Origin of the sequence: Phenylobacterium sp. (genome assembly GCF_046291545.1) — a bacterium.
Classification (GTDB): Bacteria; Pseudomonadota; Alphaproteobacteria; order Caulobacterales; family Caulobacteraceae; genus Phenylobacterium.
The window spans coordinates 1-11959 of the sequence record NZ_JBKBSM010000009.1 but is presented as its reverse complement, the minus strand read 5'-3'; the positions used below and the strand labels follow the sequence as shown (position 1 = coordinate 11959).

Annotated in this window: 12 protein-coding genes and 1 pseudogene; 6 read left to right on the top strand and 7 right to left on the bottom strand. The window is 70.4% G+C overall.

Translation table 11 applies throughout. The annotated features are described in order from the left end of the window. Window positions 1-42: 42 nt before the first annotated feature. Window positions 43-540, top strand: coding sequence for an Lrp/AsnC family transcriptional regulator (locus tag ACK4YQ_RS15845; RefSeq protein ID WP_409612565.1), 498 nt, complete (start codon window positions 43-45; stop codon window positions 538-540). A gap of 69 nt (window positions 541-609) precedes the next feature. Here ACK4YQ_RS15845 and ACK4YQ_RS15840 read toward each other — a convergent pair whose 3' ends face one another. Beyond that, entirely contained in the window at window positions 610-1263 is a 654-nt protein-coding gene (locus ACK4YQ_RS15840) for a glutathione S-transferase family protein (RefSeq protein WP_409612563.1), read from the bottom strand. Between the two features lie 311 nt (window positions 1264-1574). Between ACK4YQ_RS15840 and ACK4YQ_RS15835 the strand changes: the two genes are divergently transcribed. The 3 genes from ACK4YQ_RS15835 to ACK4YQ_RS15825 all read left to right on the top strand — a co-directional run bounded on the left by ACK4YQ_RS15835 (window position 1575) and on the right by ACK4YQ_RS15825 (window position 3512). After that, complete coding sequence (locus tag ACK4YQ_RS15835; protein WP_409612561.1) at window positions 1575-2468, top strand: pirin family protein; 894 nt, start codon at window positions 1575-1577, stop codon at window positions 2466-2468. A 96-nt stretch (window positions 2469-2564) separates the two neighbouring features. Further along, the gene (locus tag ACK4YQ_RS15830; protein ID WP_409612560.1) at window positions 2565-3176 is read left to right on the top strand and encodes a glutathione S-transferase family protein; all 612 of its coding nucleotides are present in this window, start codon (window positions 2565-2567) and stop codon (window positions 3174-3176) included. Window positions 3177-3257: 81 nt separating this feature from the next. Next, window positions 3258-3512, top strand: a complete 255-nt coding sequence (locus tag ACK4YQ_RS15825; RefSeq protein WP_409612558.1) for a hypothetical protein — start codon at window positions 3258-3260, stop codon at window positions 3510-3512. On the opposite strand, the gene ACK4YQ_RS15820 is transcribed toward ACK4YQ_RS15825, so the two are convergent. The 5 genes from ACK4YQ_RS15820 to uvrC are packed head-to-tail and all read right to left on the bottom strand — an operon-like array spanning window position 3509 to window position 7746. Further along, window positions 3509-4051: a GNAT family N-acetyltransferase gene (locus tag ACK4YQ_RS15820; RefSeq protein WP_409612556.1), complete on the bottom strand. Its 543-nt coding sequence runs from the start codon at window positions 4049-4051 to the stop codon at window positions 3509-3511. The genes ACK4YQ_RS15825 and ACK4YQ_RS15820 overlap by 4 nt on opposite strands. Next, window positions 4015-4842, bottom strand: coding sequence for a transglutaminase domain-containing protein (locus tag ACK4YQ_RS15815; RefSeq protein WP_409612554.1), 828 nt, complete (start codon window positions 4840-4842; stop codon window positions 4015-4017). The genes ACK4YQ_RS15820 and ACK4YQ_RS15815 overlap by 37 nt, the downstream gene beginning before the upstream one ends. 26 nt (window positions 4843-4868) lie before the next feature. Further along, window positions 4869-5486, bottom strand: a complete 618-nt coding sequence (gene pgsA, locus ACK4YQ_RS15810) for a CDP-diacylglycerol--glycerol-3-phosphate 3-phosphatidyltransferase (RefSeq protein WP_409612552.1) — start codon at window positions 5484-5486, stop codon at window positions 4869-4871. A gap of 55 nt (window positions 5487-5541) precedes the next feature. Beyond that, window positions 5542-5826, bottom strand: coding sequence for a hypothetical protein (locus tag ACK4YQ_RS15805; protein ID WP_409612550.1), 285 nt, complete (start codon window positions 5824-5826; stop codon window positions 5542-5544). Window positions 5827-5883: 57 nt separating this feature from the next. After that, window positions 5884-7746, bottom strand: a complete 1863-nt coding sequence (gene uvrC, locus ACK4YQ_RS15800) for an excinuclease ABC subunit UvrC (protein WP_409612715.1) — start codon at window positions 7744-7746, stop codon at window positions 5884-5886. A gap of 157 nt (window positions 7747-7903) precedes the next feature. On the opposite strand from uvrC, the gene ACK4YQ_RS15795 reads away from it, so the two are divergent. Continuing rightward, entirely contained in the window at window positions 7904-9385 is a 1482-nt protein-coding gene (locus ACK4YQ_RS15795; protein ID WP_409612548.1) for a sensor histidine kinase, read from the top strand. Here ACK4YQ_RS15795 and ACK4YQ_RS15790 read toward each other — a convergent pair. Then, on the bottom strand, window positions 9373-11160 hold the full coding sequence (locus ACK4YQ_RS15790) for a long-chain-acyl-CoA synthetase (RefSeq protein WP_409612546.1): 1788 nt from the start codon (window positions 11158-11160) through the stop codon (window positions 9373-9375). The two genes, ACK4YQ_RS15795 and ACK4YQ_RS15790, sit on opposite strands and share 13 nt — an antisense overlap. A gap of 361 nt (window positions 11161-11521) precedes the next feature. Here ACK4YQ_RS15790 and ACK4YQ_RS15785 point away from each other — a divergent pair. Then, window positions 11522-11959: pseudogene (locus ACK4YQ_RS15785) on the top strand (hypothetical protein); the annotation flags it as partial.

The following is an 11959-nucleotide window of genomic DNA, read 5'->3' as shown; positions in this document are numbered from 1 at the left end:
GGCACGAATGATACCGAATTGCAGGGGAAACAGGAGGAAAACTTGTCCGAGGCCCTTGACGCCGTGGATGCCAAGATTCTCGACCTCATCCAGCACGACGCGGGACTGTCGGTCGCCGAGATCGCCGAGCGGGTCGGCCTCTCGTCCTCGCCGTGCTGGCGGCGCATCAAGCGGCTGGAGGACGCGGGGGTCATCCAGCGCCGGGTGACGATCCTCGACCGGGATCGCCTGGGCCTCAGCTTCGAGGTCTATTGCACGGTCAAGCTCAGCCTGCCTACCCGGGAAAACCTGGACGCCTTCGAAACCGCGATCATCAAGATGCCCGAGGTGGTCCAGTGCGCCACCGTCACCGGGGCGGCGGACTACGAGCTGCGGATCGTCACGCGGGACATGCACGCCTTCGACGCCTTCCTGCGCGACAAGATCCTGTCCCTGGGCCTGGTGTCCAACATCGAGAGCCGGATCGTGATCCGCTCGGTCAAGAACACCACCGCCGCGCCGCTGGGCCTGGTCAGCCCGTATGTGAGCGCCCAGGCCTGAGCGTTCCGCGAGGGCCGCCTCCCGCCTCAAGGCCGGCGTCGCACCGCGCGCCGGCGTCTGGGCGCCGACCTAGGCCTCGCCCGACACCGCCCTGAACACCGCAAGCTGGGCCTCGAACGCCCGCTGGAACGCCGGGCGCGCCTGGCCCCTCGCCACATAGGCCGCGAGGTTCGGATAGGCGTCCAGGATCCCCGAGCCCCTGGCCCGGAAGAGCACGGCGATCATCATCAGGTCGCCGGCGCTGAAGTCGCCCTCAAGCCAGTCGGCGTCGCCGAGGCGACGGGAAAGCTCGCCCAGAGGCCGGCGGGCCCGCACCTCCACCTGCCCCGCCCGCGCCTCGAACCAGGGCTTGTCGCGCTCCTCGCGCAGCATGATCTCGCGCTCCACCAGGGGCGGCTCCACCGTGTTCAGCGCGGCGAACATCCACGAGATCGCCCGCCCCCGGCCCGCCGCGTCCTTGGGCAACATCCCTTCATGACGCTCGGCCAGATGCAGAACGATCGCCCCGGACTCGAAGAGCACGACCTCGCCGTCTTCATAGGTCGGGATCTGGCCGAAGGGCTGCAGCGCCAGGTGCGCTGCTTCCTTCATCTCGGCGAAGGTGACCAGCCGCACTTCGTAGGGCACGCCCAGCTCCTCCAGCGCCCAGCGCGCCCGCATGTCCCGGGCCAGTCCCCGCCCCCTATCGGGAGCGGCCTTGAAGGCGGTGAGGATCGGGGTCATGGGCGGTCTCCCTCTATGGTTCGGCGCATCGAAGCCAGGCGCCGTCCCTAGTCGACGTCTTCCATCTCAGGACGAACCAGCAGACCTCGTTCCGACAGCGGGCCGGGAACGACGCCGCCGAGGCCGGCAAGCTGCGCGCCCTTGGCCTTGGTGACGACGGGATTCACGGGCCGGGAGCTCGAACCGTTGCACCGAGCTCACGGGGTTCCGCACGAGCGAGCTCCGAAATGATCTCTCGGCCGCCCCTCCCCTCTACTCTCCGCCGCTCGCCGGCCCCTATATTGCTCCCGCCGTCAGCGCAGGAGCCGCCCATGATCGAGCTCGTCATCGACCAGCGCCGCCGTGATCTCGGCGGGTTCGAGGTGGGCCGCGTCCTGCCCTTCGCCAAGCACCGCATGGTCGGCCCCTTCATCTTCTTCGACCACATGGGGCCCAAGGACTTCCAGCCAGGCTTCGCCCGCGAGGTGGACGTGCGTCCGCACCCGCACATCGGCCTGTCGACCGTGACCTATCTGTTCGAGGGGGAGATCACCCACCGCGACAGCGTCGGCGCGGTGCAGGACATCCGTCCCGGCGAGGTGAACTGGATGACGGCCGGGCGCGGGATCACCCATTCTGAGCGGTTCGACGAGATGCGGCGCGCCGGCGGGCGGATGCACGGCATCCAGGCCTGGGTGGCCCTGCCGGACGGGCTGGAGGAGACCGATCCGGCCTTCTCGCACCACGGGGCGGCGGACCTGCCGACCCATCAGTCCGAGGATGGGCTATGGGCGCGGCTGATCGCCGGCAAGGCGTTCGGCGCCGAAGCCAAGGTGAAGACCCACTCGCCGATGTTCTACGTGCACTGGGCCCTGAAGGCCGGGGCCAAGGCGCAGCTCGAGGCCGAGTACCCCGAGCGCGCCGCCTATGTCGCCGCCGGCGAGGTGGAGGTGGACGGCCACACCTATTCGGCTGGGCGGATGCTGGTGTTCCAGCCCGGCGCGCCGGTGCTGTTCACCGCGGCGACGGACGCCATCGTCATGCTGCTGGGCGGCGAGCCGGTGGGGCCGCGGCTGATCGAGTGGAATTTCGTCTCCTCGTCCCGCGAGCGGCTGGAGCAGGCCAAGGCCGACTGGCGCGCCGGGCGAATGAAGCTGCCCGACGCCGACGACAAGGAGTTCATCCCCCTGCCCGAGCCGCCGCCGCCCCCGCCGCCGATGTCCTGAAGCTGCAGTCGGCTCTAGGCGCCCCAGGGGCGCCTTCGCCACAATGGGCGTCCCAGGACGGCCGCCGGGCCGAACGAAAACGCAATAGGGCAGGACATGAAACTCTATACTTCCGTTGGGCCGAACCCCGCCGTGGTGGCCATGTTCCTCGCCGAGAAGGGCGTCAAGCTCGACGAGGTGAAGGTCGACCTGATGGCCGGCGAGAACCGCCAGGCGGAGCACCTGGCCCGCAACCCGGCCGGGCAGATGCCGTGCCTGGAGCTGGACGACGGCAGCTTCCTCTCCGAGATCACCGCGATCTGCGAGTACCTCGACGAGAAGTTCCCCAATCCCCCGCTGATCGGGACCACCCCGGAGGAGCGGGCGCAGACCCGCATGTGGGTGCGCCGGATCGACCTCAACATCCTGGAGCCCCTGGCCAACGGCTTCCGCTTCGCCGAGGGCCTGCCGCTGTTCCAGAGCCGCATCCCCTGCATTCCGCACGCGGCCGACGATCTGAAGAAGATCGCCCGGGAAAAGCTCGCCTGGCTCGACGGCCTGATGGCCGGCAAGAGCTGGATCGTGGGCGAACGCTTCACCCTGGCCGACATCCTGCTGTTCTGCTTCCTGCAGTTCGGCGCCCAGGTGGGCCAGCCCCTGGACCCGGCGAACAAGAACCTCGTCGCCTGGATGGAGCGGGTGAAGGCCCGCGCGGCGGTGGCGGCCTGAGGCGGCGTCGGCCGGAGCGGCGAATGCCGGATCGGCGGCCGGGCTGAGGCGTTAGGGGGGTTCCCAGCAAAGGAACCTCCCATGACCCAGGAACGCAGCTTCCAGCCGGCCGCGCCGGACAAGATCAAGGATCTCGCCGAGCGCGAGTCCTCCGAGGATGTGGTCGACCAGCAGACCGCAGCGGCCGCGGCCGAACTGGAGGCCGAGGACCACAACGCCGAGCGCACGGCCGACGAGCGCCGCCGGACCGCCGCCGACCAGGCCGCGGCCAGCGAGACCGCGACCAACGAAGGCCGCCTCGACCGCGGCGCGGACCCGGCCGAGGGCCGCCGCTAGGGCGCCGGCCGACGAGCCGCGAAGACCACCGCGGTGAACCGTACGCCGTCGGCGTCGTAGACGAAGTCCCGTTCCGGCTGGCGCACCAGGCCAACACGCGCCATCACCGCGAGGGAGCGGTGGTTGTCGGGCGCGGTGTAGGCGAGCACCTCGGCGAAGCCATGCTCGACAAAGCCGTGATCGAGGGCCGCGCGGGCCGCTTCGGTGGCGAATCCGCGGCCCCAGGCGGAGCGGACCAGTCGCCAGCCAATCTCGACTCCCTCGCCCGCGGCGCGGTGCTGTTCGGAGATTGGCATCACGCCGACATAGCCCAGGAAGTCGCCGGCGCGGTCGGTGACGGCGAGACGCCCGTACCCGAGGCGTTCCACGGCGGTCTGATAGCGGTCCAGCTTGGCGTCGCTATCGGCGCGCGACAGCGGCCCGCCATAGTCCCTCATGACTTCGGGGTCGGCGAGCATGGCGGCCAAGGGCGCGCGGTCGGCCGCAGTCCAAGCGCGCAGGATCAGCCGATCGGTTTCGATGCGGGGGCCGGCGTCCATGACGTCTCCTCGGGCGTGTCGGCGTCGGCGAGCCACCACGGCTCGGGACAGCCGGCGCCGACGCTCGACGCCAGGCGATCGCCCCGCGCCAGGATCTCCGCCTCGGGCGCGGGCGGGTCGGCCGCGGCGATGCGCCAGCCGTCCCAGGCCGACGTGACCCGGTCTTCCAGCGCCAGGCGGTCGCGCACGAGGTTGACGCAGGCGAACCAGGCGCCCCGGGCCTCCCCATGGCCGAGGTCGCGCGCGTCCAGACGGGCCGACCGCAGCAGGCGCCAGGCTTCGTCGGCGGTGAGGAAAGCGGCCGGCGGCATGTCGAGGGGATCGAAGGCGACGCCGAACGCAGCCTGCAGGACCTCGTCGAGCTGGGCGTCGACACGCCGCCAGCGGCCGGCCGCCTGGACTTCGCAGATCCAGTGGTCTTCCCACGGCGCGCCGCCGAGGTAGGCGGCGAAGCCGCAGCGCACGCGGGCGGCGCGCCCGGACGCCCGCATGGCCGAGCACAGCAGCAGCGCATAGTCGCGGCAGGTTCCCGGCGAGCGCCGGTCCGGCGCGCGGCCGATCCCCAGCGGCCGCTCGTCCAGCCTCAGCACGGCGTCGATGCGCGCCGCCACTGGCAGGGTGTCGCGGCTGAACCCCGCCCGGGGCAGGCCGTAGGCTTCCATGGCCTCGCCATGGATGAGCACGCCCTGGATGGCGCGGACCGCCTGGGCCAGGTCCGCGCCCAGCGCCTGGAGGGCGGGGCCGTGGCGTCCGGGGTCGGTGTAGGCGGTCTGCCGGATCCAGGGCTGCATCGCAGCACTTCGCCCCACCCCCGGCCTCAGGACAAGGCCTTGCGGGTCTGCTCCCAGTATTGGGCGCCGGTGATCAGGGTGACGACGCAGGCGATCCAGAAGAGGGTGTGGGCGGCGATCGTCACCGGGCCGCGGACGGCCGGGTCTTCCGACATGCCGAAGGCGCCCCAGCAGGCGACCAGGAACTCGGCGCCCAGGGCGACGAGCTGGAGCGTCGTCTTCCATTTGGCCAGCAGGGTGACGGGCAGCTTCACGCCCTTGCCGGCGCCGACCTCGCGCAGGGCGCTGACGGTGAACTCGCGGAACAGGATCAGCCCCGCCGGCAGCACCACCATCGGCTGAGGACCGAGCGCCATCAGCCCCAGCACCGCCCCGCAGACCAGCACCTTGTCGCCGATCGGATCGAGGATCGCGCCCCATACGCTTTCGGCGTGAAGCTTGCGCGCCAGCCATCCGTCGAAGAAGTCGGTGACCGCGGCGACGACGAACGCCCAGAAGGCCCAGCGCTGCAGGCTGAACTGCGCGTCCGGGGTCAGCCGGTCCGACAGCCAGGGCACGCCGCCGGCCGCAGCGGCGAGGGCCACGAACATGAACAGCGCCAGGATCAGGCGCATCGAGGTCAACAGGTTCGGCAGGTGTTTCATGGGCGTCTTCGCGCGGCTTTGGTGGGGATGACCAGGGACCGGGCGCCGGATTCGGTCAAGGCTGCGGCGTGAGTTCGACCTGCTTGGCGCGCTTGTCGTACACGCAGATCCGCTTGTCGCCGCCCTCGATCAGGACGGCCACGCCGTAGCTCTGGGTTCCGAAGGGATGGACCACGACCTGCGGCGAGCTCATCCCCTGGGCGCGGCCGGCGGCCAGGCAGCGCTCGCGCACGTCGACGCGGAAGGCGGCCCAGGCGTCGGGGGTGCTGGCGAGGGCCGCGCCGGCGGCGGCCAGGGCCGCGAGGGCGGCGGCGGCGAGGACGCGGGGGGCGTGAGGCATGGTCGGGCGCTCCGGGTGGCGGCGGTCTCGGGGCTAACGCCTGAGCCGGCGTACGGCTCAGTTCTTGCGGAAGAAGTCGTGGATGCGCTGGGCCAGGGCCTGGCTGACGCCCTCGACCTTGGCCAGGTCCTCCACCGAGGCGCGGGCGACGCCCCGCGCCGAGCCGAAGGCGTGCAGGAGGGCGCGCTTGCGGCCTGGCCCCACCCCGTCGATCTCGTCCAGGGGGTTCTTCTTCATGTCCGCCGCCCGACGGGTGCGATGGCTGCCGATGGCGAAGCGGTGAGCCTCGTCGCGCAGGCGCTGCAGGTAGTAGAGCACCGGCGACTTCGGCTCGAGCATGAAGGGCTCCTTGCCGGGGATGAAGAAGCGCTCGAGCCCGGCGTCGCGGTCCGGCCCCTTGGCCACGCCGACAACGGCGATGTCGTCCACCCCGAGATCGGCCATGATCTCCAGGGCGGCGGCGAGTTGGCCGGCGCCGCCGTCGATCAGCACCAGGTCGGGACGCACGGCGGCCTCGCCGGCCTCCTCCTCCTTGACCAGCCGGGCGAAGCGGCGGCGCAGCACCTCCTTCATCATGCCGTAGTCGTCGCCGGGGGTGAGCTCGGTCCCCTTGATGTTGAACTTGCGGTACTGGCTCTTCTGGAAGCCCTCGGGACCGGCCACGATCATGCCGCCGACGGCGTTCGTGCCCATGATGTGGCTGTTGTCGTAGACCTCGATGCGCTCGGGCGAGGCGTCCAGGCCGAAGGCCTCGGCCACCCCGGCCAGGAGCCTGGACTGGGCCGAACTCTCAGCCATCTTGCGGCCCAGGGCCTCGCGGGCGTTGGTCAGGGCGTGGTCCACCAGGCCGCGCTTTTCGCCCCGCTGCGGGCGGACGATCTCGACCTTGCGGCCGGCCTTCATGCCGAAGGCCTCCTCCAGCAGGGCGCAGTCGTTCGGCTCCTGACTGGTCAGGATCAGCCTGGGGATCGGCTTGTCGTCGTAGAACTGGCCGAGGAAGGCGCTCATCACCTCGGCCGGCTCGTCGGAGCGGTCGACCCGCGGGAAGTAGGCGCGGTTGCCCCAGTTCTGGCCGGCTCGGAAGAAGAACACCTGCACGCAGGCCTGGCCGCCCTCGGCGTGCAGGGCGAAGACGTCGGCCTCCTCCACCGTCTCGGGATTGATCTGGGTTTCCTGGGCGACCGCGGCCAGGGCCCGGATCCGGTCGCGCAGGCGGGCGGCGCGCTCGAACTCCAGCTCGTCGGACGCGGCCTGCATCTCCTCGGCCATGCGGGCCATCACCGCCCGGCTCTTGCCGCGGAGAAAGGCCTCGGCCTCCTCCACCAGGGCCGCGTAGTCGTCCAGCCCGATGAGGCCGGTGCAGGGCGCCGCGCAGCGGCGGATCTGGTGCAGCATGCACGGACGCGTGCGGCTCTCGTAGACGCTGTCGGAGCACGAGCGCAGCAGGAACGCCTTCTGCAGGGTGTTCAGCGTGCGGTTGACCGCCCCCGCCGAGGCGAAGGGGCCGAAGTAGTCGCCCTTGATCGTGTGCGCGCCGCGGTGCTTGCGCAGCTGGGCCGCGGGATGTTCGCGGCGGATGACGATCTCCGGAAAGCTCTTGTCGTCGCGCAGCAGCACGTTGAAGCGCGGCTTCATCTGCTTGATCAGGTTGATCTCGAGCAGCAGCGCGTCGGTCTCGGTGCGGGTGGTGACGAACTCCATCTGCCGCGTCAGGTCGACCATGTGGGCGATGCGCTGGGTGTGGAAGCGGCCCTGGGCGTACTGGACCACCCGCTTCTTCAGCGAGCGGGCCTTGCCCACATAGAGCACCTCGCCGTCCTCGCCGATCATGCGGTAGACGCCGGGGGCGTCCGGCAACCGCTTGACTTCATCCTTGATCAGGGCCGCTCCCGTGAGCGGCGCGAGGGTCGAATCCGGCATGCCCCAGATATAGGGCAATCGCCCGCGCCCTGCAGAATCCGGCAAGCGGAACCGTAGGCGGCCTGCGGCATTTGGCGTATCAGGGGCTGGCGGGAGACTGGGATAGATGGGGAGCGGCGGCGCAGTCGTCGGGATCGCGCGGGGAGCGCCGACGCCATTGTCCGACGCCATTGACTTCGCCGAGGTCTTCGAAGACCTGGCCAGTCCGCACATGATCCTCGACCGCGAGCTCAGGTACGTGGCCGCCAACGCCGCCTACGTGCGCACGCTCGGCCGCAGCCGGGAGGAGCTGCTCGGCCGGGTGCTGTTCGACGTCTTTCCCAACGAGGACGAGGGCGGGCGGCTGCTTAGGGCCTCGTTCCAGCGCGTGCTGGACACGGGCCGGCGGGACTCCATCGCCCACATCCCCTACGCCATCGCGCGCAGCGACCGGCCGGACGAGTTCGAGATGCGCTACTGGTCGGCGGTGCACACGCCGATCCTGGGAGCGGATGGCGCGGTCGCCTTCATCGTCCAGAACACCGTGGACGTGACCGAGATGCACCGGCTGAAGCAGATCGCCTACGGCTCGGCCAACGAGGCGCGGCTGATCGGCGAGACCCAGCTTCTGCAGCGGGCGGCCGAGGTGCAGCAGGCCAACCAGGCGCTGCTGGAGGAGACCAACCGGCTGCGGGACCTGTTCATGCAGGCGCCCGGCTTCCTGGCGGTCCTGGCCGTGCCGGACCTGAGCTTTTCCTTCGTCAACAAGGCCTACCTGCAGATGGTGGGCGACCGGCCGCTGATCGGCCGCACCCTTGCCGACGCCCTGCCGGAACTGGCCGACCAGGGCTTCATCGACCTGATGGAGCAGACGGTCCGCACCCGCGAGCCCTATATCGGCCGCTCCATGCGGATCATGCTGCGCCGCAAGCCGGGCGCAGCGCTCGAGGAACGCTTCGTCGACTTCATCTTCCAACCGATCTTCGGCGCCGACGGCCAGACCCTGGGGGTGCTGGTCGAGGGCAGCGACGTGACCGATCGGGTGCATGGGGAGGCCCAGCAGAAGCTGCTGGTGGACGAGCTGAACCACCGGGTGAAGAACACCCTGGCGACCGTCCAGGCGATCTCCGCCCAGACCCTGCGCACCAGCCCCGATCCCCAGGTCTTCCGCCAGAACTTCGAGGCGCGCCTGATGGCCCTGTCGGCGACGCACGACCTGCTGACGGCGACGGGCTGGGAGTCGGCCTCGCTGCGCGAGCTGCTGCTGATGGAGCTGGGTCCGCACGGCCCGGAGCGCTATCGCCTGAGCGGGCTGGACGTGAAGCTCGCCCCCTCCGCGGCGTTGCGGCTGGGCCTGGTTTTCCACGAGCTGGTGACCAACGCGGCCAAGTACGGGGCCCTCTCCAACGGCCACGGCTTCGTCGACATCGCCTGGACCGTCGAGCTGGTCGGCGACGAGCGGCGGCTGCAACTGCAATGGACCGAGAGCGGCGGCCCGCCGGTGGACCGCCCGCGGCGCCGGGGCTTCGGCTCGCGCCTGCTGGAACGCAGCCTGGGCGGGGAGACCGGCGGCGGCGCCGCGCTGGATTTCGCCCGCGACGGCCTGCGCTGCAGCCTGGCGCTGCCCCTGGCCGAGGGCCCCGGGACTCAGATCGCGTAGGCGCCCGCCTCGATCTTGTCGAACACCGCCTTGGTCACCTTCACATAGCCCTTGCCCGGCGGGCGGAAGTAGACCGGCGTCCGGATCAGGCCGGGATTGTAGCCCTCGGCCACGAGGTCGACCTTGCGCTGCTTGAAGGTGCCGGTCGTCTCGATGGCCGGCATGATCCGCAGGAACAGCGGCTGGGCGTAGGGCGGCAGCGCGCTGGAGACGTGCTCCTCGAAGGCCTTCAGGTCGAACTCCGGCCCCACCACCAGACCGGCCATGCCGGCGCGCCCCTCGGCGCCCGGCACCGACACCCCGTAGACGTTCGCCTCCACGACCCCAGGCGCGGATTCGAGGGCGGAGGCGACCTCGCCGGTGGAGACGTTCTCGCCCTTCCAGCGGAAGGTGTCGCCGATCCGGTCGACGAAATAGAAATAGCCCTCGGCGTCCTGGCGCATCAGGTCGCCGGTGGCGAACCAGGCGTCGCCGCGCTCGAACACGTCGCGCAGGACCTTCTTCTCGCTGGCCGCCTTGTCGACGTAGCCGGTGTATTCGGCGCGGGCGTCGCCGCCGATCTTGCCGATGCACTGGCCGACCTGACCGGGGCCGCACTCGATGCAGAAGCCGCTGGCGCTGCGCACCGGCTGCTCGGTCTCCACGTCGTACTGGATGAGGCGATAGTTGAAGCGGTCGCGCAGCCAGCGCGGGGCGCGGCCGATCGCCCCTTCGCGGCCGTCGAAGTTGAACATCGCCACATTGCCCTCGGTGGAGCCGTAGAACTCCAGGATCTCGGGGATGCGGAACCGGCGCTTGAGCTCACGCCAGACCTCCAGGCGCAGGCCGTTGCCGAACGCCAGGCGCAGCTTGTGGCGGGTCTCGTCGTCCTGCGGCGGGTGGTTGACCAAGTAGCGGCAGAGCTCGCCGATGTAGACGAACATGGTGCAGCCCTCGGCGGCCACGTCCTGCCAGAAGTGGCTGGCCGAGAACTTGCGCCGCAGGACCACCGCCCCGCCGTTCAGCAGGGCCGCGCCCATGGCGCAGAGGCCGCCGGTGGCGTGGTAGAGCGGCAGGACCACATAGACGCGATCCTTCTGGTTGGCGCCGGTCGCACCGGCGAAACCGCGCATGTAGAGCTGGGCGCGCACGTGGGTGATGCGCGCGGCCTTTGGCAGGCCGGTGGTGCCGCTGGTGAACAGATAGAGCGCGGTGTCCTTGGCGGTCATGCCGCTACGCACGGTCCGGTCCGGCGGCAGCTGGCTGCAGCTCTTGAGGGCCTGGACCAGGTCGCGCTGCTCGCCGGCGGCCTGGCCGAGCACCCATTGCTGCGTCGGCCGCTCAAGGAGCGGCTTGACCTCGGCGAAGGCTGGCGCGGTCTCGTCGTCGACGATGCAATGGGAGGCGCCGCTGATGTTCAGGCAATGGGCCAGGGGCGCGCCGCGGAGCTGGTTGTTGAGCAGGGCCGTGACCACCCCGACCTTGGACAGCCCGTACCAGACGGCGAAGTATTCCAGCCGGTTGGGCATGAACAGGGCGACCGTCTGGCCCCGCCGAAGGTTCTGGCCCTTGGCCCAGTGGGCGTAGCGGTTGGCGATGGCGTCGAGCTCGCCATAGGTGACGCTGCGCCCTTCGAAGCTGATCGCTTCGCGGTCCCGCCAGGCGTCCATCGCCGCCTGCAGGTCGTCGCAGACCAGGTTCGGCGAGTCCGAGGCGATCGAGTTCACGCGCTTCAAGGTGCGGCGCAGGCCGCGCAGGAAACGCCACTCACGTTCGAGCCGGGCCTTGAGACTCATTCGCCCCCTCCGAAGTGCGCCTAGCTTGGCGGCGGTCCGCTTCGCCGGTCAAGGCGAGCCGCGAGCCCATCAGATCGCGATTTGGTTAAGACGCCCTTGGAGCGGCGGATTGTGGCCGATTGGGGCGAATTGAAGCCCGCAGGACGCGCTTCGCCACAAATAGTTCCATCTTCCGACAAAGTATAGATGACTTCGTCGCCGCGGCAGGAGAGCAGACGCAGCTAGTCAACCGTCGTGAATATAAGCCTCTCTGGCGCTCAAGCCGAACCTTGGCAGGCCTTCCTTCACATTTTCGGGAACAGCGGGGGCGAACCCGGCGTTTTCTTCTGCACAATACAAGCGATGCACCAGGGAGACCAAGATGGGTTCCGACTACGCTGCGACGTTCAACCACCCCGGCCTGGCGCGCGAACAGCGCAGGCCCACCCCGGCGATGTCCCGACTGGAGGACGAGCCGCCCGAGTTTCCGACCACCCCGATCTATGCGCGCAAGCGCAAGGCGGCGGGCTTCGCCGGCGCTTCCCCGGCCGCGCTGATCGGCGGCGCCGTGGTGCTGGTCGCCCTGGCCGGCACGGTGTTCGCCCTGAGCTGGACCGGCGGTTCCGAGCCGACTGAAGTGGCCGCCGCGCCGGTCGCCGCCGCGCCTCCGGCCGCCGCCGCCCCGGCGGTGAACGATCCGGACCAGATGACGCTGGCCCAGGCCCCGGCCGAGCCCGCAGCCCCGCTCGGTGCGCCGACCACCCCGGCGAGCGCGCCGCCGCCCGCCAAGCGCGTGGCCGCCCAGCCGGCCCCCGAGCCC